Origin of the sequence: Archangium sp., assembly GCF_036277355.1 — a bacterium.
Classification (GTDB): Bacteria; Myxococcota; Myxococcia; order Myxococcales; family Myxococcaceae; genus Archangium.
In genome coordinates this window covers 40,522-65,016 of sequence record NZ_DASUNC010000193.1, presented here as the reverse complement: position 1 = coordinate 65,016, position 24,495 = coordinate 40,522, and the positions used below count along the sequence as shown (strand labels likewise).

Annotated in this window: 7 protein-coding genes; all 7 read right to left on the bottom strand. The window is 70.9% G+C overall.

The annotated features are described in order from the left end of the window. Nucleotides 1-2: 2 nt before the first annotated feature. Complete coding sequence (locus tag VFZ09_RS47180) at nucleotides 3-6,512, bottom strand: non-ribosomal peptide synthetase (RefSeq protein ID WP_329734412.1); 6,510 nt, start codon at nucleotides 6,510-6,512, stop codon at nucleotides 3-5. 85 nt (nucleotides 6,513-6,597) lie between these two features. Further along, nucleotides 6,598-7,161, bottom strand: a complete 564-nt coding sequence (gene cysC / locus VFZ09_RS47175) for an adenylyl-sulfate kinase (RefSeq protein ID WP_329734411.1) — start codon at nucleotides 7,159-7,161, stop codon at nucleotides 6,598-6,600. Continuing rightward, complete coding sequence (locus VFZ09_RS47170; protein WP_329734410.1) at nucleotides 7,158-8,432, bottom strand: sulfate adenylyltransferase subunit 1; 1,275 nt, start codon at nucleotides 8,430-8,432, stop codon at nucleotides 7,158-7,160. The genes cysC and VFZ09_RS47170 overlap by 4 nt, the downstream gene beginning before the upstream one ends. Next, complete coding sequence (gene cysD, locus VFZ09_RS47165; RefSeq protein WP_329734409.1) at nucleotides 8,433-9,338, bottom strand: sulfate adenylyltransferase subunit CysD; 906 nt, start codon at nucleotides 9,336-9,338, stop codon at nucleotides 8,433-8,435. Then, on the bottom strand, nucleotides 9,335-9,595 hold the full coding sequence (locus tag VFZ09_RS47160; protein ID WP_329734408.1) for a phosphopantetheine-binding protein: 261 nt from the start codon (nucleotides 9,593-9,595) through the stop codon (nucleotides 9,335-9,337). Before VFZ09_RS47160 ends, cysD begins: the two co-directional genes overlap by 4 nt. Nucleotides 9,596-9,604: 9 nt before the next feature. Beyond that, entirely contained in the window at nucleotides 9,605-10,576 is a 972-nt protein-coding gene (locus VFZ09_RS47155; protein ID WP_329734407.1) for an SAM-dependent methyltransferase, read from the bottom strand. Beyond that, nucleotides 10,570-24,459 (bottom strand): non-ribosomal peptide synthase/polyketide synthase, encoded by a 13,890-nt coding sequence (locus VFZ09_RS47150; RefSeq protein ID WP_329734406.1) that lies wholly within the window; start codon nucleotides 24,457-24,459, stop codon nucleotides 10,570-10,572. Before VFZ09_RS47150 ends, VFZ09_RS47155 begins: the two co-directional genes overlap by 7 nt. Nucleotides 24,460-24,495 lie beyond the last annotated feature (36 nt).

Here is a 24,495-nt window from a genome sequence, read left to right as displayed (position 1 = left end):
CCTCAGTTCGAGCCCGGCCGTTCGCGCCGCTGTTGCGCCAGGCGCCGCTGTCCATCCCGGCGGTTGCCATTTCCGGAAGCCGGCCCCCCGGCGGCGGCCGTCCCCTCTCCGCGTGCGAGCCGCGCGGCCAACGCACGCACCGTGGGGAACTGGAAGAGCTCCACCAGGGGGAAGCGGTGGCCCACCCACGCCTCGGCCTTCACGTGCACCGCCTGGAGCAGGAGCGAGTTGCCGCCGAGATCGAAGAAGTTGTCGTCCGCGCCCACGCGATCCAGCCGGAGCACCTCGGCCCAGATGGCCGCGAGCGACTGCTCGAGCCCCGCTTCCGGAGCGACATAGGAGTCACCGGAGACGGGCCGGTGCATGTCCGGCATGGGCAACGCCGCGCGGTCCACCTTCCCATGGGGCGTGAGCGGCAATGCCTCCAGGAACACGAAGGCGGAGGGCACCATGTGCTCCGGGAGGGTCTGCTTCAGCCAGGTCCGCAGGGCCGTGCTCCCCGCCGGAGGCCGAGGTGACACGGGCACCACGTACGCCACCAGCCGCTTGCCGCCCGGCACGTCCTCGCGTGCCACCACCACCGCTTCCTTCACCTCCGCGTGGCCCACCAGCGCCGACTCCACCTCTCCCAACTCGATGCGGAAGCCCCGGAGCTTCACCTGCGCGTCGGAGCGGCCCAGGAACTCCAGCGAGCCTCCGGACAACCACCGGCCCAGGTCTCCCGTCCGGTACATCCGGGCGCCCGGCGCTCCATTGAAGGGATCCGGGAGGAAGCGCTCGGCCGTCAGCTCCGGCCGCTCCAGGTAGCCCCGCGCGACCCCCGGGCCTCCCACGTACAACTCCCCCGTCACGCCCACCGGCACGGGCCGCAACCACCTGTCCAGCACGTACACCCGCACCTCGGGCAGCGGCCGCCCGAGCGTCGGCCTCGAGGCGTCCACGTCCGCGTTGGAGGTGGCGCAGACCGTCACCTCCGTCGGGCCATACTCGTTGATGAAGCGCCGTCCCGGCCGCCACTTCGCCACCTGCTCCGGGGTGCACGCCTCGCCCCCGGAGACCACGGTCTCGAGCGCCGGGTACTCCCCCTCCTGCTGCGCCAGCACCGAGGGGGTCATCGCCCACAGCGTCACCCGCTGCTTCTTCAGCAGCGCGTCCAGCGGCGCGCCCGGCAGGAGCGACTCCCGCGGCGCCATCACCACGCACCCACCCACCACCAGCGTGGGGAAGATGTCCGTCACCGAGACGTCGAAGCCGAGCGCCCCGTACTGCAGCACCCGGCTGCCCGCGTGCAGCCCGCGCGTTTCCACCGCCGCCAGCACCGTGTTGCACAGGCCCCGGTGGGTCAGCAGCGTCCCCTTGGGCCTGCCCGTACTGCCCGAGGTGAAGATGACGTAGGCCAGGTGGTCCACCCCCACGTCCGGCGCCGGATTGTCCTCCGGCTGGAGCGCCAGCACCCCGGCCTCCGCGTCCAGCAGCACCCGCCGCTCGCCCCGCGAGGGCAACCCGTCCGCCAGGGCCCGCGAGGTCACCAACACCGGCATGCGGGCCTCGTCCATCATGAAGGCCAGGCGCTCCGAGGGGTAGGAGGCATCCAACGCCACATAGGCGCCTCCGGCCTTGAGCACGCCGAGCAGGGCCACCACCATCTCCAGGGAGCGCTCCAGGCACACGCCCACCCGCGCCTCCGGCCCCACGCCCAGGCTCCGCAAGCGGTGGGCGAGCTGGTTGGCCCGCTGGTTGAGCTCCCGGTACGTGAGCTGGCTGTCCTCGAAGGCCACGGCCACCGCGTCCGGCGTGAGCGCCACCCGCTCCTCGATGAGGTGATGGGAACACGTGTCCTGGGGGTAGCCCGCCCGGCGTCCGTTCCACTCCACCAGCACCTGGGCCCGCTCGGCCTCGCCCATCAGCGGCAGCTCGGAGACGCGCTGTCCGGCGTCCGCCACCACGCCCTCCAGCAGCGTCCTCAGGTGCCCGGCCATCCGCGCGAGGGTGGAGGCCTCGAACAGCGCCGTGTTGTACTCGAGGCCTCCCTCGAGTCCCTCCTCCGTCTCCGTCAGCGCCAGCAGCAGATCGTTCTTGGCCGTCTGGCTGTGGAGCTCCACCGGCCGCGACACCACCCCCGGCAGCGCCAGTTGCGGCGCGGCGTGATTCAGGGCGAACGCCACCTGGAACAGCGGCGCGCGGCTCGTGTCGCGGGTGGGCTTCAGCGCGTCCACCAACATCTCGAAGGGCACGTCCTGGTGCTCGTACGCCCCCAGCGCCGTCTCCCTCACCCGCCCCAGCAACACGCGGAAGGGCTCCTCTCCCCTCACCCGCGCCCGCATCACCAGCATGTTGACGAAGAAGCCGATCAGCCCCTCCAACCCGGCATGGCCTCGGCCGGCGATGGGCGAGCCCACGCACACGTCCTCCTGCCCCGAGTAGCGGTGCAGGAGGATCTGCCAGCCCGCCAGCAGCGTCATGAAGAGCGTCACCCCCTCGCGCCGGCTCAGCTCGCGCAACCCCTCGGTCAGCGCCAGGGGCAGGTGGATCCGGTGCCACGCGCCCCGGTAGGACTGCACCGGCGGCCGCGGCTTGTCCGTGGGCAGCTCCAACGCGGGCGGCGCGCCCCGGAGTTGCTCGCGCCACCAGGCGAGCTGCGCTTCCAGCACCTCGCCCCGCAGCCACTCCCGCTGCCACCGCGCGTAGTCGGCGTATTGGATGGGCAGCCCGGCCAGCGGGGACTCGCCGCCCGCCAGGAAGGCCTCGTACAGCGCCTTCAGCTCCCGGACGAGCACCTCCAGCGACCAGCCATCCGACACGATGTGGTGCACCACCAGCACCAGCACGTGCTCCGCCTCTCCGAGCCTCAGCAGCGCCACCCGCAGGAGGGGCCCCGCCGCCAGCGCGAACGGCCGCCGGACCTCCTCACCCGCCCGCCGCAACGCCTCCGCCTCACGCGCGTCCCCGGGCAGCTCGCGCAGATCCACCACCTCCAGCGGGAGCTCTCCCCGGGCGGAAATGGCCTGGAAGGGCCCTCGCTCCCCCTGCGGGAACACCGTCCGCAGCGACTCGTGCCGCTGGAGGAGCGCGTGGAAGCTCCGCTCCAGTACCGCCGTGTCGAGCGCCCCCTCCAGCCGAAGCGCCAGGAAGACGTTGTAGAGCGGGCTGTCCGGCTCCAACCGGTCCAGGAACCACAGCCGCTGCTGCGCGAAGGACAGCGGCGGCACTCCGTCCCCGGGCATGGGAAGCAAGGGGGGAGGCCGGAATGCCCGCGTCCCCTCCGCCGGCGCCTCGAGCCGCCGCGCGAGCTCCTCCACCGTGGGCGACTCGAAGAGCACCCGCACCGGCAGCTCCCGGTGGAGCACCTCCCGCAGGCGCGACACCACCTGCGTGGCCAGCAGCGAGTGCCCGCCCAGCCCGAAGAAGTGGTCCCGCGCCCCCACGCGTGCCAACCCCAACAGCGGCGCCCAGACGTCCGCCACCAGTTGCTCCATGGGTGTCCGGGGCGCCACGTACCCCTCGCGCTCGGTCCCCTCCGCCTCCGGCGCGGGCAGCGCCTTGCGATCCACCTTGCCGTTGGGTGTCAGCGGCAGCGCCTCCAGCCGCACGAAGGCCGACGGCACCATGTGCTCGGGCAATGTCTGCTTGAGCCAGGTCCGAAGCTCCTCGGGTTTGAACCCGGGACCCGTGGCACCCTCACCCCGTCCCTCTCCCGAGGGGAGAGGGGAAGTGACCACATACGCAACCAGGTGCTTGCCGCTGGGGCTCGCGTCCCTCGCCACCACGGCCACCTCGCGCACTCCCGGGTGCTTCGCCAGCACCGCTTCCACCTCCCCCAGCTCGATGCGGAAGCCTCGCACCTTCACCTGCTCGTCCCGCCGGCCCAGGTACTCGAGCCTCCCGTCCGGCAGGTACTTCACCAGGTCTCCCGTCCGGTACAGCTTCGCTCCCGGCTCCGTGCTGAACGGGTGCGGCACGAACTTCTCCGCCGTCAGCTCCGGCCGGTTCAGGTACCCGAGCGCCAGCCCGTCTCCCCCCACGTACAGCTCTCCGGCCACCCCCACCGGCACCGGCTGTCTCCACGCGTCCAGCACATAGGCTTCCGAGTTCGCCAACGGCCTGCCAATGGGCACCGACACCGCCCCCTCCGGCACCTCCCTCACCTCGTGGAAGGTCGAGAGCGTCGTGTTCTCCGTCGGCCCATAGCCATTCACCAGGTGCCTCGGCGCGCCCCGCTCCAGGACCCGCCTCAGCGACTTCACGTCCGCCGCCTCGCCCCCGAACATCACGTACTTCACCGTCTGGAAGGCCTCCGGGCACTCGGCCACCGTCTGGTTGAACAGCGCCGTGGGCAGGAATGCCGTGCTGATCCGCTGCTCCCGGAGGAACGCGGCCAGCGCCCTCGGGGACAGCGCCGTCTCCCGGGGGACACCCACCACGCACCCGCCGCTGAGGAGCGCCACCCACAGCTCGAAGGTGGACCCGTCGAACGAGGTGTTGCTCAGCTGCGTGACCCGCTCCGCCTCCGTCAGCCGGACATACCCGGTGCCGCACACCAGCCGGACAATGCCCCGGTGAGGGATGCACACGCCCTTGGGCCGGCCCGTCGAGCCCGACGTGTACATGACGTACGCCATCGCCTCCGGCCCGCTCCGCTCGCCAGGGTCCTCCCCGCTCTCGCTCGCGAAGGCGTCCCACCGGGGCTCCAGCGGCACCACCTTCGCGCTCAAGGGTGGCAGCTTCGACACCAGCTCCGGCTGCGTCAGCACCACGGGCAGCGCCGCGTCCTCCCCCATGAACGCCAGGCGCTCCCGCGGGTACGACGCGTCGAGCGGCACATAGGCTCCGCCCGCCTTCAAGATGCCGAGCATCGCCGCCACCAGCTCCAGCGAGCGGCTGGCACACAGCCCCACCCGCGTCCCCGCCCCCACGCCCAGCCGCCGCAGGTGTCTCGCCAGCTGGTTGGCCCGGCGGTTCAACTCCGCGTACGTCAGCCGCTCGCCCTCGTACTCCACCGCCAGCGCCTCGGGCTGGCGCGCCACATGCGCCTCGAACAGCTCATGGAGGCACGCCTCCCGCGGGTACTCCGTGCGCGTCGGGTTCCACTCCACCAGCACCTGGCGCCGCTCCGCTTCCGACAACATCGGCAGCGCCGCCAGCGTCCGCTCCGGGTCCGCGAGCGCTCCCTCCAGCAGCCGAGCGTAGTGCGCCGCCATCCGCGCCACCGTCGCCTCGTCGAACAGCTCGCCGTCGTATTCCCACAACCCCACCCACCCCGCCGCCGTCTCCCGCATGAACAGCGTGAGGTCGAACCTGGCCACGCCGGGCTCGAAGTCGAGCTCCTCCACGGCCACGCCGGGCAACTCGAGCGCGGCGAAGGGCGCGGCGCCCTGGAGCACGAACGAGGCCTGGAAGAGCGGCGTGCGGCTCAAATCCCGCACCGGCTGAAGGGCGTCCACCAACCGCTCGAAGGGCACGTCCTGGTGGGCATAGGCCCCCAGACACGCCTCCCGCACCCGCTTCAACAACTCCCGGAAGCTCACCTCGCCCGGGGCCTCCACCCTCAGCGCCAGCGTGTTGGCGAAGAAGCCCACCAGCCCCTCCACCTCGCGCCGGTTGCGCCCGGAGATCGGCGTCCCCACCACGATGTCCCGCTGTCCGCTGTAGCGCGCCAGCAGGGCCTGGAAGCCCGCCAGCAACGTCATGAACGGCGTGACCCCCTCCCGGCGGCTCACCTCCCGCACCGCTCCGGACAGCGCCGGGGGCAGCTCCACCCTCCGCACCGCCCCGCGCGAGGACCGCACCGCGGGCCTGGGCCTGTCCGCCGGCAACTCCAGCACCGGCGGCGCTCCCTCCAGCTCCCGCTTCCACCACGCGAGCTGCTCCTCCAGCACCTCGCCCTTCAGCCACTCCCGCTGCCACACTGCATAGTCCGGGTACTGCACCGGCAGGGACGGCAACGCCGGCGGCTCTCCTCGCGAGTGGGCCCGGTACAGCTCCGTCAGCTCCCGCTCCATCACCCCCAGCGACCAACCATCACAGACGATGTGGTGCAGCGTCAGCACCAGCACGTGCTCGTCCGCCGCCAGCCGCAGCAGCTTCGCCCGCAGGAGCGGCCCCTTCTCCAGCTCGAACGGGCGCCGGGCCTCCTCCTCCACCCTCCTCCGGGCCGTCCCGGCGCGCTCTCCCTCGGGCAGCGCCTCCAGGCTCTCCACCGGTAGCGCGAGCTCCGGCTCCGGCGCGATCCGCTGGACCGGCCGTCCACGCTCCAGACCGAACGTCGTCCGCAACGCCTCGTGCCGCCCGACGAGCGCCACCAGACTCCGCTCCAACGCGGCCACGTCCAGGTGCCCCTTCAGCTTCGCGGCGAGCGGGACGTTGTACGCGTACCCTCCCGGTGCGAGCTGCTCCAGGAACCACAGCCGTTGCTGCGCGAAGGACAGCGGCAACTCCCCCAGCCGCTCTGCCTTCGCCATGGAGGGCAGACCGCGACCCCGCCGGCCCACCGGCTTCTCCTCTTGTGCGCTCATGAAGATTCTCGTGTCCTGGACGGAGTGGTGGAAAGGAGCACGGAGCGCCGGAACCCCTGCCCTGAACGGACCTGCTTCGGCTGGCTCAGGCGATGAGCCCCCGCGCCCGCAGCGCGGCGAGGATGCGCTCCACTCCCGCATCCACCGTCTCCGAGTCGGTACGGACCGTCACCTCGGGCGACTCGGGAGGCTCATACGGGTCGGAGATGCCGGTGAAATGAGGAATCTCCCCGGCCAGGGCCTTCTTGTAGAGCCCCTTCACGTCCCGCTGGACGAGCGCGTCCAGGCTCGCCTGCGCATACACCTCGATGAAAGGGATTCCCGCGTCCGAGGCCAACCGCCGCACCTCGTCGCGCGACTCACGGTAGGGCGAAATGGCCGCGGAGATGACGGCCACCCGGTGTCTGGCCAACACCCGGGCCACGTAGCCGATGCGCCGGATGTTCTCCTCGCGGTCGGGCTTCGTGAAACCCAGCCCTCGCGACAGGAAGGTCCGGACCTCATCCCCGTCCAGCACCTCCACGGAGCGGGTGGACTGCAACTGGTTGCGGACGGCCTGGGAGAGGGTGCTCTTGCCCGCACCGGACATGCCGGTGAACCAGACAATGAAACCCCGGGGGAACGCTGCGTCTGAAGTGGACTGGCTCACGGATGTGCACCCGAGGTCTGCGTCGCTGGACCGTTGATCATTCCGGCGGCCACGGTGGCGTTCGTCCCCTCGTCGATGAGGATGAAGCTGCCGGTGTGGCGGTTGCGCCGGTACTCGTCGAAGAAGAGCGGCACGGTGGTGCGCAAGGACACCCGGCCGATCTCGTTCAGCTCGAGGGACTTGCGCTCCCCCTCCCGGTGGAGCGTGTTCACGTCGATCCGGTACTGGATGTCCTTGACCAGCGCCCGGGCCGAGCGCGTGGTGTGCTTGATGGCCAGCCTGGCGCCGGGCCGCAGCGGCTGCTCCACCATCCAGCACACCATGGCGTCGATGTCCTGCGAGACGGTGGGCGGGTTGCCCGGCCGGCACAACATGTCTCCCCGGCTGATGTCGAGCTCCTCCGTCAGCGAGAGGTTGACGGACATGGGAGGGAAGGCCTCCTCCACGGGCGTGCCGGCCAGCTCGATGGCGCGGATGCGCGAGGTGAAGCCCGAGGGCAACACCACCACCTCATCGCCCGGCCGCAGCACACCGCCCACCACCTGCCCGGAATAGGCCCGGTAGTCGTGGAGCTTCCGGGAGATGGGACGGGACACGTACTGCACGGGGAAGCGCACCTGGATGAGGTTGCGATCCGAGGCGATGTGCACGTTCTCCAGGTGGTGCAGCAGCACGGGGCCCTGGTACCAGGGCATCTTCTCCGAGCGCGTCACCACGTTGTCGCCGTTGAGCGCGGAGATGGGGATGAAGGTGAGGTCCGTGAGCTCCAGCTTCATGGAGAACTCGCGGAACCCGGCCTTGATGGACTCGAAGACGGCCTCGTCGTAGCCCACCAGGTCAATCTTGTTGACGCACAACACCACGTGGGGCACGCGCAGCAGCGAGGCGATGAAGGCGTGGCGCCGCGTCTGCTCGAGAATGCCCTTGCGCGCGTCCACGAGGATGAGCGCGAGGTCCGCGGTGGAGGCCCCCGTCACCATGTTGCGCGTGTATTGGAGATGGCCGGGGGTGTCCGCGATGATGAACTTGCGCCGGGGCGTGGCGAAGTAGCGGTAGGCCACGTCGATGGTGATGCCCTGCTCCCGCTCGGCGCGCAGGCCATCCATGAGGAGGGCGAGGTTGACGTACTCGTCCCCGCGCGCCTTGCTGGTGCGCTCCACGGAGGTGAGCTGATCCTCGAAGATGGATTTCGTGTCGTACAGCAACCGGCCAATGAGGGTGCTCTTCCCATCATCCACCGAGCCAGCCGTGGCGAACCTGAGCAGTTCCATCTAGAAATACCCCTCGCGTTTGCGGTCTTCCATGGCCGTCTCGCTGAACTTGTCGTCGGCCCGGCTCGCCCCCCGCTCGGTCACCCGGGAGGCGGCGACCTCCTGGATGACCTGCTCCACCGTGGAAGCGGTGGACTCGACACAGGCGGTGCACGTCATGTCGCCCACGGTGCGGAAGCGCACCTGGGCTGTCGCCGCCCGCTCACCCGGCAGCAGCGGCAGATAGGGCGAGCACGCCATCCACATGCCGTCGCGGAGGAACACCTCGCGCCGGTGGCTGAAGTAGATGGACGGCAGGGGAATGCGCTCCTGGTGGATGTATTGCCAGATGTCCATCTCGGTCCAGTTGGACAGGGGGAAGACGCGGATGTGCTCCCCGCGGCGGTGGCGGCCGTTGTAGAGGCTCCACAGCTCGGGCCGCTGGTTCTTCGGGTCCCACTGGCCGAACTCGTCGCGGAAGGAGAAGACACGCTCCTTGGCGCGGGCCTTCTCCTCGTCGCGGCGGGCGCCACCGAAGACGGCGTCGAACTGGTGCTTCTCGATGGCGTCGAGCAGCGGCGCCGTCTGCAGCCGGTTGCGCGAGGCGCGCGGGCCCTTCTCCTCCACCACCCGGCCCGAGTCGATGAACTCCTGCACCGAGGCCACCACCAGGCGGGCGCCCAGGGCGGCCACGCGCTCGTCCCGGTACTCGAGCACCTCGGGGAAGTTGTGCCCCGTGTCCACGTGCATCAACGGAAAGGGCAGCGGCGCGGGCGCGAAGGCCTTCTCCGCCAGCCACAGCATCACGGCGGAATCCTTGCCACCGGAGAACAGGAGGACGGGCCGCGAGAACTCGGCCACCACTTCCCGCAGGATGAAGATGGACTCGGCCTCCAGGGCCTGGAGATGAGACAGCGCGTAGCTCATCGCCCCGCCTCCGCCTGCTCCCGCAGCAACTGCTCACAGAGCGTGGCCACCTCCTCCAGGGTGTTGAACAGCTCTCCCATCATCGGACGGATGCCCAGCTCCTCCTCGATGCGGTTGGCCAGCATCGTCGCGAGCAGGGAGTTGCCACCGAGCGAGATGAAATGGTCTCCCCGGCCGATCTCCTGGAGGCCCAGCAATTCACTCCAGTATCCGGCGAGTCTCTGTTCCATCTGCGTGCTGGGAGAAGGGGTGCTCATGGTGGGGCCTCAGGGCTTCTCGGCGGAGGCGATGACGTAGTCATCGCAGTTGAACTGGGCGAGGTGCTGGTACTGCTCGGGCTCCAGCTCCCGGACCTCGCGGACCTGCGCGCGGATGCGCTCCGGGCTGACCGAGCCGGGTTGCCGGCTCGCCGCCGTCACCATGCGCAGGGCCGTGAACGCGGTATTCACCGGCCCATAGACATCCGCCGCGATGGATTCGAGCCGGGCCTTCTGGAAGCCCACCGACTTCAGCTCCGTGGCATACCGCTGGACCGTCCAGACGTTGGCCTCCGGAAAGGCAATCAGGCCCCGCCAGTAGCGATGGCGCAGGCGGCGGCGCAGTCCGGCGCCCGCTTCCCGATCCGTCTTCTGGCACATGTCCGCCATGACCAGACGGCCCCCCGGACGAAGTACCCGGAACGCCTCGCGCAGGAAATCGCGCCGCGTGTTGAAATGCATGGCGGACTCGAGCGCGAAGACGACGTCGAACTCGCCCGGGCCAAAAGGAAGCTCGGTCGCGGAGCCCTCGTCCAACTGAACCACCTTCTCGAGCCCCGTGAGCCGGACACGCTCCCGGCCAATCCGGACCTGATTGGGCGTGACGTTCAACCCGTGGATGCGCGCGGGGCGGTACTCCTCGGCCCAGAGGAGATCCTGATCCGCATAGCCAAAGCCACAGTCCAGCACCACGTCGCCCTGCCCCAGGCGCGCCGTCTTCGCGAGCAGGTGGGCCATCTGTGCCTGGGCGGCCTTGAACAGCTCGCCCACGCGCTCGTAGTTGTTCTCGTCGACGCGCTCCACCTCGCGCCAATAGCCGAGGTTGAGCCACAAGGGCTCACGGCCCGTGGTGACCTGGATCTCATCCGACTTGGGAAGACCCGTGACCCAGGCCCCCGTGTCGACCGTATAGAAGCGCTTGGGATCCGCCAGCAGCGCCTTCTTGAGATTCCTCGCGAACGTCGTGACAGCGTTCAGCATTGCCCACCCGACCTTTCATTCATCCAAGACAGTGATTCGGCCCGGGCCCGCTCCAGGCACGCCCGGATCCGCGCCGCCAGGACGTCCACATGGGGCGGGAGCAACATGCTGTCGTGGTCTCCCGGGACGACCTCGACGTGCACCTCCGGGCACCGGTCCGTCCAGCCCGACTCCATCCGCTCCGGCCTCCCCGGCTGGAGCTCGGCGGCCCGGAAGAACCGCAGCGCTCCTCCCTCCCAGCGCGGGGCGGTGTAACGGTGCAGGGCTTCCGCATGGCTCCTCCACACCCGGAGGAAGCGGAGGCCCCGCTCGACGTCCGGGAAGGGAGGCTCGATGCCCCTCCGGGCCGCCTCGTCGAGCACCTTCTGGAGCTGTGCCTCGGCTGGCAGTCCGCGCAGCGCTCCGGCCGGGAGGTCCACCCAGGAGGCCACCATGCCCGCCAGGAGCTCGGCGTCATCCTCGGGTGGTGGCGGGAAGTGCTCCGGGCCGGGCGAGTCGAGCAGCGCGCACAGCGGCACCGCATGGCCCTCGGCGGACAGACGGCGGCCCATCTCGTACGCAATCACCCCGCCGAAGGACGCCCCCACGAGCAGGTATGGCCCCGTGGGCTGCACGGCGCGCAGGAGCTCGAGGTAGTGCGCGGCCATCTCCTCGATGGTGGTGGGCTCCAGTCCTCCCGCCTCCAACCCCGGCGCGTCGAAGCCGTAGGCCGGCAGGTGCGGAGCGATGCGCCGCGCCAGCTCCCGGTAGAAGAGCGTGCGTCCCCCCATCGCGTGCGGGAAGAAGAGCGCCGGCCCGGGCGAGCCCTCCTGGAGCCGCACGAGGCAGCTCGTCCGCTTCGGCACAGCCGGCTCGCGACCGTCCCCGAGCTTCCCCGCCAGTTGCGCGGCGAGCGTGCGCACCGTGGAGAACTGGAACAGCTCCACCATGGGCAACGTGCGGCCCACCAGGGCCTCCACCTTCATGTGCACGGCCTGCAGCAGCAGCGAGTTGCCACCCACGTCGAAGAAGTTGTCGTCCGCGCCCACCCGCTCCAACTGGAGCACCTCCGCCCAGATGGCCGCGAGCGACTGCTCGAGCCCGCTCTCGGGAGCGACATAGGAGGCACCGAACCCCGCCCGCTGCGAATCCGGCGCGGGCAGCGCCTTGCGGTCCACCTTGCCGTTGGGTGTCAGCGGCAGGGATTCCTGCAACACGATGACCGCGGGCACCATGTGCTCCGGGAGGAGCTGCTTCAACCAGGTCCGCAGCTCCTCGGATTTGAGCTCGGGGCCCGAGATACCCTCACCCCGTCCCTCTCCCGGAGGGAGAGGGGTATTGGGGACCACGTAGGCCACCAGCCACCTGCCACTCGGGCCATCCTCCCTGGCCAGGACCACACCCGCGCTCACCCCCGGGTGTCTCGCCAGCACCGCTTCGATCTCGCCCAGCTCGATGCGGAAGCCTCGCACCTTCACCTGTCCGTCCCGCCGGCCCAGGAACTCGAGCCTCCCGTCCGGCAGGTACTTCACCAGGTCTCCCGTCTTGTAGAGCTTCGCTCCCGGCTCCGTGCTGAACGGGTGCGCGACGAACTTCTCCGCCGTCAGCTCCGGCCGGTTCAGGTACCCGAGCGCCAGCCCGTCTCCGCCCGTGTACAGCTCTCCCGGGACTCCCACCGGCACCGGCTGCATCCGCTCGTCCAGCACGTACACGTCCGTGTTCGCCACCGGCCGGCCGATGGGCACCGACACCGCCCCCTCCGGCACCTCCCGCACCTCGTGCCACGTCGTGTTCGTCGTGTTCTCGGTGGGCCCGTACAGGTTCAGCAGCTTCGGGTTTCCACCCCGCCGCAGCACCTCGCGCAGCCGCACCGGGTCCGCCGCCTCGCCGCCGAACATCACGTACCGCACCGTCTGGAACGCGTCCGGGCACTCGGCCGCCACCTGGTTGAAGAACGGCGTCGTGAAGACCATCGCGCTCACCTGCTGCTCGCGCACGAACGCGGCCAGCGCCTTCGGAGACAGCGCCACCTCCCGGGGCACGCCCACCAGACTCGCCCCGTTGAGCAGTGCGCCCCACAGCTCGAGGTTCGACGAGTCGAACGAGGTGTTGGCCATCTGCGTGAAGCGGTCCTCCGCCGTCACCTGGAAGAAGTCGGTGTCGCGCACCAGCCGGACGATGCCCCGGTGCGGAATGCACACGCCCTTGGGCCTTCCCGTCGAGCCCGACGTGTACATGACGTACGCCAGCGACTCCGGCCCGCCCGTCTCCTCGAGGTCCTCCCCGCTCTCGTGCGCGAAGGACTCCCAGGTCAGCTCCAGCACGAAGGCGCCCCCCGCCGGCAGCTCCGAGGCCTGCTCCGGCGCGGCCAGCACCACCGGCACCGCCGCGTCCTCCAACATCAAAGCCAGCCGCTCCGCCGGATACGAGGGATCCAACGGCACGTAGGCGCCCCCCGCCTTCAGCACGCCGAGCATCGCCGCCACCAGCTCCGCCGAGCGTCCCGCGCACAGGCCCACCCGCGTCCCCTCCCCCACGCCCAGGCCCCGCAGGGCCCTCGCCACCTGGTTCGCCCGCCGGTTCAGCTCCCCGTACGTGAGCCGCTGCTCCCCGTACTCCATCGCCACCGCCTCGGGCCGGCGTGCCGCCTGCTCCTCGAACAGCCCGTGCACCGTGGCCTGGCGCGGGTACTCCGTCCGCGTCTGGTTCCACTCCACCAGGAGCTGGCGCCGCTCCTCTTCTCCCAGCAGTGGCAGCTCTCCCACCCGCCGTCCGGGGTCCCCCACCACGCCCTCCAACAGCGTCCGCAGGTGCCCGAACATCCGGGCCATGGTGGAGGCATCGAACAGATCGGTGCTGTACTCGATGACGCCCTCCAGACCCGCCCCGGTCTCCCTCAACGACAACGTCAGGTCGTTCTTCGAGGCCTGGCCCGTCAGCTCCACCGGCCGGGATTCGATGCCCGGCAGCTTCAGCTCCGGCGACGGCGCGTTCTGCAGCGCGAACGCCACCTGGAAGAGCGGCGCGCGGCTGGTGTCACGCGCGGGATTCAGCGCCTCCACCAGCTTCTCGAACGGCACCTCCTCGTGGGCATAGGCCCCCAGCGCCACCTCCTTCACCTGGTGCAGCAGCTCCCGGAAGGACGTCTCTCCCCTCACCTTCGCCCGCATCACCAGGGCGTTGACGAAGAAGCCGATCAGCCCCTCCAGCTCGGCCCGGTTCCGGCCCGCGATGGGCGAGCCCACGCTGATGTCCTCCTGTCCCGAGTACCGGTGCAGCAGCGCCTGGAAGCCCGCCAGCAACGTCATGAAGAGCGTCACGCCCTCCTTCTGGCCGAGCTCGCGCAGCGCCTCGGTCAGCGCCAGCGGCAGGTGCACGGAGTGGAGCGCGCCGCGGTAGCTCTGCACCGCCGGTCTCGGGCGATCCGTCGGCAACTCCAGGGCCGGTGGTGCGCCTTCCAGCTGCTTGCTCCACCAGGCGAGCTGTGACTCCAGCACCTCGCCCCGGAGCCAGCTCTGCTGCCACGCCGCGTAGTCCGCGTACTGGATGGGCAAGGCCTCCAGCACGGGCTCCCTCCCCGCCAGCAACGCCTCGTACAGGGCCTTCACCTCCCGGGCGAGCACCCCCATCGACCACCCGTCCGACAGGATGTGGTGCATCGTCAGGACGAGCACGTGCTCCGCCTCGCCCGTCCGCAACAGGCTCACCCGCAGGAGCGGCCCCTTCCCCAGCTCGAAGGGCCGCAGCACCTCCTCCGTGGCCAGCCGCCTCGCCTCCTGCTCCCGCGTCCCTTCCGCCAACTCGCGCAGATCCACCACCGCCAGGGGCAGCGCCGCTGGCCCGGAGATGACCTGGTGGACTCCGCCGTGTTCACCTTGTTGGAACGTCGTCCTCAGCGACTCGTGCCGGTACACCAACGCCTGGAAGCTCCGCTCCAGCGCCGCCACGTCGAGCTCCCCGTCCAGACGCAGCACCAGGGCGAGGTTGTAGAGCGCACTCCGCGGATGGAGGCGATCGAAGAACCACAACCGCTGCTGCGCGAAGGACAGCGGCAGCGCCCCCTCCCTCGGCACGGGAACCAGCGGCGGAAGCCGGGACTCCCGCGAGTCCTCCGACATCGACTCGAGCCGCCTCGCGAGCTCCGCCACCGTCGGCGCCTCGAAGAGCACCCGCACCGGGACGTCTCCCTTCAGCGCCTCGCGCAGGCGCGACATCACCCGCATCGCCAGCAGCGAGTGCCCGCCCAGCTCGAAGAAGTTGTCGTGTGCGCCCACTCGACGCACGCCCAGCAGCGGCGCCCAGATGTCCGCCACCACCTGCTCCAGCTTCGTCCCGGGCGCGACGTAGGCTTCGTGTCCGGTGCCTTCCTCCTCCGGCTCCGGCAACGCCCGGCGGTCCACCTTCCCACTCGGCGTCAGTGGGAAGGACTCCAGTGTCATGAAGACGGACGGCACCATGTACTCGGGTAGCCGCTCCTTCAGCCAGAGACGGAGAGACTCGGGCTTCAACCCGGGGCCCGTGGCACCCTCACCCCGTCCCTCTCCCGGAGGGCGAGGGGATATGGGCGCAGTGGGGAATGTGGGAACGGTGGGGGATGTGGGGACCACGTAGGCCACCAGTTTCCTGATGCCAGTGCCGTCTTCCCTCGCCACCACCACTACGTCCTTCACCGCTGGGTGTCTGGCGAGCGCCGACTCCACCTCCGCCAGCTCGATGCGGAAGCCGCGCACCTTCACCTGCGCGTCCCTCCGCCCCAGGAACTCGAGGTTTCCGTCCTCCTGATACCTCGCGTAGTCCCCCGTCCGGTACAGCCTCGCTCCCGGCTTCGTCTTGGACTCGTCCGGGAGGAATCGCTCCTCCGTCAGCTCCGGCCGGTGCAGGTAGCCCCGCGCCACCGCCGCCCCTCCGATGTACAGCTCCCCCACCACTCCCACCGGCACCGGCTCTCCCTTCGCATCCAGCAGGTGCACGCTCGTGTTGGCTATCGGCCTGCCAATGCTCGGGACCTCCGGCCACCGCTCCGGATCTCCCTCCAGCCGGTACGCCGTCGCCACGTGCGTCTCCGTCGGGCCGTACTGGTTCTCCAGCACCCCTCCCAGCCTCTTCATCAGCCGGCGCAGCGCGGGCGTCACCCTCAGCTGCTCTCCCGCCGTGATGACTTCCTTCAACGCCCTCGGCGCCAGGCCTCCCCGATCCGCCTCCTCCGCCAGGTTCTGCAGCGCCACGAAGGGCAGGAACAACCGCTCCACGCCGACGCGGTCCATCCTCTCCAGCAGCGCCCTCGGCTCCAGCCTCAGCGCCTCGGGGATGAGCACCAGCTCTCCACCCGCCCCCCACGTGGAGAACAGCTCCTGGAAGCTCACATCGAAGCTCAGCGCCGAGAACTGCAGCGTCCGGGGCTTCTCCGCCGAGCGCTCCACCTGCCAGCGAATCAGGTTGAGCAGCGGCCGGTGGTGCATCGCCACGCCCTTGGGCACTCCCGTCGAGCCCGAAGTGTAGATGACGTAGGCCAGTGACTCCGGCCCCGACACCGTCTCCGGGTTGCCCTCCGCGCACCCCGCCCAGGCCCCCTCGTCCGCGTCCAGGTACAGCCGCGTCGCCTCACCGGCCGGCAGCGTGTCCCCCCATTGCTTCTGCGTGAGCAGCACCGGCGCCCGGGACGCCCCGAGCATCATCGCCAGGCGCTCGGCCGGATAGGCCGGGTCCAGCGGAACGTAGGCGCCACCCGCCTTGAGAATCCCCAGCACCCCCACCGCCAGGTCCATCGAGCGCCTGACGCACAGGCCCACCGGTACGTCCGGCCCCACTCCCAGGCCCCTCAGGTGGTGCGCCAGCCGATTGGCCTTCCGGTTCAGCGCTCCGTAGGTGAGCCGCTCGTCCCCGAAGCTCACCGCCACCGCTTCCGGCGTCCGGTCCGCCCACGCCTCGAACAGCTCGTGCACCCCGTTGGCCGGGGCGTACAGCACCTTCGTGTCGTTGAACTCCACCACCACCCGCCGCCGCTCCGCCTCGTCCATCAACGGCAGCCCCGACACCTTCCGCTCCGGCTCGGCCACGGCCCCCTCCAGCAGCCGCGTGTAGTGCGCCGCCATCCGCGCCACCGTCGCCTCGTCGTAGAGGCCGGTGTTGTATTCCCAGAGGCTCACCAGCCCTTCCGGCGTCTCCCTCACGAACAGCGTGAGATCGAACTTCGCCATCCCCGGCTGGAAGGCGAGCTCGCTCGCGGACACCCCGGGGAGCGCCATCGCAGTCAGCTCGGTCTGGTAGACGAACATCACCTGGAAGAGCGGCGACCGGCTCAGATCCCGGGCGGGCTGGAGCGCATCCACCAGTTGCTCGAAGGGCACGTCCTGGTGCGCATAGGCGCCCAGGCACGACTCCCGTACCCGGCCCAGCAGCTCCCGGAAGCTCACGTCCCCCGAGCCATCCACCCGCAGCGCCAGCGTGTTGAGGAAGAAGCCGATCAGCCCCTCCACCTCGCGCCGGTTGCGCCCGGAGATGGGCGTGCCCACCACCAGGTCCGTCTGCCCGCTGTAGCGCGTCAGCAGCGCCTGGAAGCCCGTCAGGAACGCCATGAACGGCGTGACGCCCTCCTCGTGGCTCAGCAGCGCCTTCACCGAACCGGCCAGGCCCGCCGGGAGCGGCACGGTCAGGTGCGCCCCACGGAAGGTCTGCACGGGCGGCCTCGGCCTGTCCGCCGGCAGCTCCAGCACCGGAGGCGCTCCCGCCAGCCGCTGTTTCCACCACGCGAGCTGCTCCTCCAGCACCTCGCTCTTCAGCCACTCCCGCTGCCACGCCGCGTAGTCCGCGTACTGCACCGGCAGCGCCGGCAACGCGGGCTCCGTCCCCGCGCGGAACGCCGCGTACAGCGTCTCCAGCTCGCGCGACAGCACGCCCAGCGACCAGAGATCGCACGCGATGTGGTGCATCACGAGCACCAGCACGTGCTCCTCCGCCGCCGTGCGCAGCAGCTTCACGCGCACCAGCGGACCCGTCCCCAGGTCGAACGGGCGGCGCGCCTCCTGCTCCACCCGCCGCTTGGCCGCGTCCGCCGCCTGTCCCTCCAGGTCCTCCACCGTCAACGGCAGCGCCAGCTCCGGCGCGATGTGCTGCACCGGCCGTCCATCCACCAGCAGGAATGTCGTCCGCAGCGTCTCGTGCCGCCGGATGACCTCCGCGAGGCTCCGCTCCAATGCGGCCACCTCGAGCCGGCCTCGCAGCCGCACGGCGTAGGGAACGTTGTACGTGAACCCTCCCGGCTCCATCTGCTCGATGAACCACAAGCGCTGCTGCGCGAAGGACAGCGGCAGCTCGCCCTCTCGCGGCACGGGCACCAGCGGGGGAACCCCGGCCTCCTCCGTTCCTCCCGGGAGCAACTCGAGCCGCGCCGCCAGCGCCTCCACCGTGGGCGCCTCGAAGAGCATCAGGATGGGGAACTCCCGCTGGAGCTCCTCGCGCAACCGCGTGGCCACCTGCGCCGCCAGCAGCGAGTGCCCGCCCAGCTCGAAGAAGTCGTCCCGTGCCCCTACGCGCGGCTGTTTCAGCAGCGGCGCCCAGATGTCCGCGACCCGCTGCTCCATCCGCGTCCGCGGCGCCACGTACTCCTCACGCTCCGTCCCCTCCGCCTCCGGCGCGGGGAGGGCATCTCGATCCAGCTTCCCGTTCGGCGTCAGCGGCAGGCGCTCCAGCCGCACGAAGGCCGATGGCACCATGTACTCGGGCAGCGTCTGCTTCAGCCAGGTGCGGAGTTCCTCGGGTTTCAACCCGGGGCCCGTGGCACCCTCACCCCGTCCCTCTCCCGGGGGGAGAGGGGAGATTGGGACCACGTAGGCCACCAGGTGCTTGCCGCTGGGTCCATCGTCCCTCACGACCACCGCGACCTCGCCCACCCCCGGGTGCTTCGCGAGTGCCGCCTCCACCTCTCCCAGCTCGATGCGGAAGCCACGCACCTTCACCTGGGCGTCCCCGCGTCCCAGGTACTCGAGCCTCCCGTCCGCCAGGTACCGGACCCGGTCTCCCGTCTTGTACAGCCGCGCCCGAGGGTCCTCGCTGAAGGGGTGCGGCACGAACCGCTCGGCCGTCAGCTCCGGCCGGTTCAGGTACCCCAGCGCCAGCCCGTCTCCTCCCGCGTACAGCTCTCCCACCACCCCCACCGGCACCGGCTGCATCCGCTCGTCCAGCACGTACACCACCGTGTTGGAGATCGGCCTTCCGATCGGCATCGGGTTCCGCACCTGCCCCGGCTCCGTCATCACGTAGCAGCAGGTGAAGGTGGTCACCTCCGTCGGCCCGTACCCGTTCACCAGCGTCCCGGCCACGCCCTGCTCCAGCACCGCCCTCACCCACCTCGGGTCCGCCGCCTCGCCCCCGAACAACACCTGCCGCACCGTGCGGAACGCGTCCGGGCACTCGGCCGCCACCTGGTTGAAGAGCGACGTCGTCAGGAACATCGCGCTCACCCGCTGCTCGCGCAGGAACGCGGCCAGCGCCCTCGGGGCCAGCGCCACTTCCCGCGGCACTCCCACCAGGCCCCCTCCATTCAGCAGCGCACCCCACAGCTCCAGCGTCGACGCGTCGAACGAGGTGTTGGACAGCAGTGCGACGCGGTCCTCTCCCGTGAACCGCACGAAGTGGGTGTCACGCACCAGCCGGACGATGCCCCGGTGCGGAATGCACACGCCCTTGGGCCGCCCCGTCGAGCCCGACGTGTACATGACGTACGCCAGCGACTCGGGCCCCACCGTCTCCTCGAGGTTCTCCCCGCTCTCGTGCGCGAAGGCCTCCGGCGACAGCTCCAGCACGAAGGCGCCGCCCGCGGGCAGCTCCGAGGCCAGCTCCGGCTGCGCCAGCACCACCGGCACCGCCGTGTCCTCCAACATGAACGCCAGCCGCTCCGGCGGGTACGACGGATCCACCGGCACGTAGGCGCCCCCCGCCTTCAGGATGCCGAGCGTCGCCACCACCAGCTCCACCGAGCGCCCCGCGCACAGGCCCACCGGCGTCCCCGCCCCTACCCCCAGCCCCCGCAGGGTCCGCGCCACCTGGTTGGCCCGTACGTTCAGCTCGGCGTACGTGAGCCGTTGCCCCTCGTACTCCACCGCCATCGCCTCGGGCCGGCGCGCCGCCTGCTCCTCGAACAGGGCGTGGACACTGGCGTGCCTCGGGTACTCCGTCCGCGTCTGGTTCCACTCCACCAGCAGCAGCCGCCGCTCCTCCTCATCCAGCAGCGGCAGCGCGGACACCTCCTGCTCCGGCCGCGCCACGGCGCCCTCCAGCAGCCGCGTGTAGTGCGCCGCCATCCGCGCCACCGTCGCCTCGTCGTACAGGCCGGTGTTGTACTCCCACAAGCTCTCCCAGCCCTCCTCCGTCTCCCTCACGAAGAGGTTGAGATCGAACTTCGCCAGCCCCGTCTCGAAGGCCACCTCTTCCGACACCACTCCGGGCAGTGGCAGCGCGGGCGCCGGGTCGATTTGCGAGAACATCACCTGGAACAGCTGCGCGCGGCTCGGGTCCCGCACCGGCTGCAGGGTGTGGCTCAACTGCTCCACCGGCAGCTCCTGATGCGCATAGGCACCCAGGCAGGCCTCGCGCACGCGCCCGAGCAACGTCCGGAAGCTCGCCGCTCCCTGGACCTGGACCCGCAGGGGAAGCGTATTGACGAAGAGGCCCACCAGCCCTTCCAGCTCGTGCCGGGTGCGCCCCGCCATGGGCGAGCCCACCACGATGTCCGTCTGCCCGCTGTAGCGCGCCAGCAGGGCCTGGAAGCCCGCCAGCAACGTCATGAAGGGGGTGACGCCCTCCCGGCGGCTCAGCTCCCGGAGGGCCCTGGAGAGCGCCTCGGGCAGCCGCACCAGAATCATGGCGCCCCGGAAGGTCTGCACCGGGGGCCTCGGCCTGTCCGTCGGCAGCTCCAGCACGGGAGGCACCCCGGCGAGCTGCTGCTTCCACCAGCCCAGCAGGGACTCCAGCGCCTCGCCCTTCAGCCACTCCCGCTGCCACCGGGTGTAATCCCCGTACCGCACCGGCAGCTCCGGCAGCGAGGGCTCACTCCCCGAGCAGAGCGCCTGGTACAGCGCCGCCAGCTCCCGCGCGAGCACCCCCACGGACCAGCCGTCACAGACGATGTGGTGCATCACGAGCACCAGCACGTGCTCCTCCGCCGCCACGCGCAGCAGCAGCGCACGGACGAGCGGTCCCTTCTCCAGATCGAACGGGCGCCGGAACTCCTCCTCCACCCGCCGCTGGACCGCTCCGGTGCGTTCCGCTTCCGGCAAGGACTCCACGCTCTCCACCGGGAGCGAGAGCGCCAGCGCTGGCGCGATCCGCTGCACCGGCTGTCCCTCCACCTGGGTGAACGTCGTCCGCAGTGATTCGTGCCGCTGGAGGAGCGCCCCCAGGCTCCGCTCCAGCGCGGACACCTCGAGCCGGCCTCGCAGCCGGGTGACGTACGGCACGTTGTACGTGAAGCCTCCCGGCGCGAGCTGCTCGATGAACCAGAGTCCCTGCTGCGCGAAGGACAGCGGCAGGACTCCTCCGCCCGGCTGGGACACGAGCGGTGGCGGCCGTGGCCCCTGAGACGGCTCGGCGGCCGACTCGAGCCACCGCGCGAGCTCCGCCACCGTCGGGGCCTCGAAGAGCGCACGCACGGGCAGCTCCACCCGGAGCACCTCCCGCAGGCGCGAGACGACTTGCGTCGCCAGCAGCGAGTGCCCGCCCAGCTCGAAGAAGTGGTCGTGTGCGCCCACGCGCCGCACGCCCAGCAACGAGGCCCAGAGCTCCGCGACGAGTGCTTCCAGCGCCGTCCGGGGCGCGACGTACTCCGTGCTCAGCCCTTCCGGCTCCGGCTCGGGCAGCGCCTTGCGGTCCACCTTGCCGTTCGGGGTGAGCGGTAACGCCTCCAGCCTCACGAAGGCCGAGGGCACCATGTGCACGGGGAGGGCCTGCTTGAGCCAGGTCCGGAGAGACTCGGGATTCAGCCCGGGGCCCGTGGCACCCTCACCCCGTCCCTCTCCCGGGGGGAGAGGGGAGGTGGACTCAGTGGGCGTACTCGAGCCACCAGGCATACTGGCGGCAGTGGGGACCACATAGGCCACCAGTCGCTTGCCGCTGGCGCCGTCGTCCCTCGCCACCACCACCGCCTCGCCCACGTCCGGGTGCTTCGCCAGCGCCGCCTCGATCTCCCCCAGCTCCACGCGGAACCCGCGCACCTTCACCTGCTCGTCCCGCCGCCCCAGGAACTCGAGGTTCCCATCCGCCAGGTACCTCGCCAGGTCTCCTGTCTTGTAGAGCCTCGCCCCCGGCCTCGCACTGAAGGGGTGGGCCACGAACCGCTCCGCCGTCAGCTCCGGCCGGTTCAGGTACCCCAGCGCCAGGCCCTCGCCCCCCACGTACAGCTCTCCCGCCACCCCCACCGGCACCGGCTGCATCCGCTCGTCCAGCACGTACGCTTCCGCGTTCGCCGGTGGCGTCCCCATGGGCACGGACACCGCCCCCTCCGGCACCTCCTTCACCACGAAGAACGTGGACGCCGTCGAGTTCTCCGTCGGCCCGTAGCCATTCACCAGGGAGCGCGGCGCGCCCCGCTCCAGCACCGTCCGCATCGCCTTCGGATCCGGGGCCTCGCCTCCGGCCACCATGTACTTCAGCGAGTGGAACGCATCCGGACACTCGGCCACCACCTGGTGGAACAGCGCCGTGGGCAACACCGTCACGCTGATCCGCTTCTCCCGCAGGAACGTGGCGAGCGCCCGCGGGGACAGCGCCACCTCCCGGGGCGTCCCCACCAGACACCCGCCATTCAGCAGCGCGCCCCACAGCTCCAGCGTCGACGCATCGAACGCGGTGTTGCACACCTGCGCGACCCGCTCCTCCTCCGTCAGCCGCACATGGACGGTGTCACGCACCAGCCGGACGATGCCCCGGTGCGGAATGCACACGCCCTTGGGCCGTCCCGTCGAGCCCGACGTGTACATGACATACGCCAGCGCCTCCGGCCCGCCCGTCTCCCCGAGGTTCTCCCCGCCCTCGTGCGCGAACGTCTCCCAGGAGCGCTCCAGCGGCACCACCGTCGCGCTCACGGCCGCCCACCTCGAGAGGTATTCCGGCTGCGCCAGCACCACCGGCACCGCCGTGTCCTCCACCATGAACGCCAGCCGCTCCGCGGGATACGACGGATCCAACGGCACGTAGGCGCCCCCCGCCTTCAGGATGCCCAGCATCGCCGCCATCAGCTCCAGCGACCGCTCGGCGCACAGCCCCACCCGCGTCCCCGCCCCCACCCCCAGCCGCCGCAGATGTCTGGCCACCTGATTGGCCCGGCGGTTCAGCTCCGCGTACGTGAGCCGCTCGCCCTCGTATTCCACCGCCTCCGCCTCGGGCCGGCGCGCCGCGTGCTCCTCGAACAGCCCGTGCACGGTGGCGGGGCGCGGGGACTCCGTCCGTGCCGGGTTCCACTCCACCAGCACCTGGTGCCGCTCGGCTTCCGATAGCAACGGCAGCTCCGCCAGCGCCCGCTCCGGATGCGCGAGCGCCACCTCCAGCAGCCGCGCGTAGTGCGCCGCCATGCGAGCCACCGTCGCCTCGTCGAAGAGCGCGGTGCTGTACTCCCAGAGGCCCACCAGCCCCCGCGGAGTCTCACGCAGGAAGAGGGTGAGATCCGTCTTCGCCACTCCGGGCTCGAAGACGAGCTCCTCCACGGCCACCCCGGGGAGCTCCAGCGCGGCGAAGGGCGCGGTCCCCTGGAGGACGAACGAGGCCTGGAACAGGGGCGTCCGGCTCGAGTCCCTCACCGGCTGCACGGCGTCCACCAGCTGCTGGAAGGGCACCTCCTGGTGGGAGAAGGCCCCCAGGCAGGACGCGCGCACCCGCTTCAGCAGCTCCCGGAAGCCCAGCCCTCCCGGAGCCTCCACCCGCAGGGGCAGCGTGTTGGCGAAGAAGCCGATCAGCCCCTCCAGCTCGCGCCGGTTGCGCCCGGAGATGGGCGTGCCCACCACGACGTCCGGCTGTCCGCTGTAGCGCGCCAGCAGGGCCTGGAAGCCCGCCAGCAGCGTCATGAAGGGCGTGACCCCCTCCAGACGGCTGCGCTCGCGCACCGCCGTGGACAGCGCCGGAGGCAGCGCCACCCGCAGCACGGCCCCGCGCGAGGACTGCACCGCGGGCCTGGGCCTGTCGGTGGGCAGCTCCAACACGGGGGGAGCTCCGGCCAGTTGCTCCTTCCACCACGCGAGCTGCGCCTCGAGCGCCTCGCCCTTCAACCCCTCCCGCTGCCACACCGCGTAGTCCGGGTACTGCACGGGCAGCGCCGTCAGCCGGGGCGCCTCTCCCCGCGAGTACGCCGCGTACAGCGCCGTCAGCTCCCGCTCCATCACCTCCAGGGACCAGCCATCGCAGACGATGTGGTGCAGCGACAGCAGCAACACGTGCTCGTCCGCCGCCAGCCGCAGCAGCCGGGCCCGGAACAGCGGCCCCTTCTCCAGCTCGAACGGACGCCGGGCCTCCTCCTCCACGAGCCGCAGGGCCGCCCCGGTGCGCTCGCCCTCCGCCAGCCCCTCCAGGCTCTCCACGGGCAGCGGGAGCTCCGGCTCCGGGCCGATCCGCTGGACCGGCTGTCCATCCTCCAGGGTGAACGTCGTCCGCAGGGCCTCGTGCCGCCGGACGAGCGCCTCCAGGCTCCGCTCCAGCGCCGCCACCTCGAGCCGCCCCTTCAACCGCGCGGCGAGGGGAACGTTGTACGTGAAGCCCCCCGGCGCGAGCTGCTCGATGAACCACAACCGCTGCTGAGCGGAGGACAGGGGCAACGCCGCGGCCCTGGAGACCGGGACCAGGGGCGAGGCTCCGCGTCCCGGCCGCGTGCCCGGCTTCGCTCCGGTGGTTCTCTCGGGGGGCTGCACATCGCGCACGTTCATATCGACCTGGGAGTCCTGAATCGGATGGAAGACTTC

Excerpts from the sequence above, each read along its gene's own strand:
- VFZ09_RS47180 (WP_329734412.1), bottom strand. The coding sequence starts at position 6,512 with ATGAGCGCACAAGAGGAGAAGCCGGTGGGCCGGCGGGGTCGCGGTCTG.
- VFZ09_RS47170 (WP_329734410.1), bottom strand. The coding sequence starts at position 8,432 with ATGGAACTGCTCAGGTTCGCCACGGCTGGCTCGGTGGATGATGGGAAG.
- cysD (WP_329734409.1), bottom strand. The coding sequence starts at position 9,338 with ATGAGCTACGCGCTGTCTCATCTCCAGGCCCTGGAGGCCGAGTCCATC.
- VFZ09_RS47160 (WP_329734408.1), bottom strand. The coding sequence starts at position 9,595 with ATGAGCACCCCTTCTCCCAGCACGCAGATGGAACAGAGACTCGCCGGA.
- VFZ09_RS47155 (WP_329734407.1), bottom strand. The coding sequence starts at position 10,576 with ATGCTGAACGCTGTCACGACGTTCGCGAGGAATCTCAAGAAGGCGCTG.
- VFZ09_RS47150 (WP_329734406.1), bottom strand. The coding sequence starts at position 24,459 with ATGAACGTGCGCGATGTGCAGCCCCCCGAGAGAACCACCGGAGCGAAG.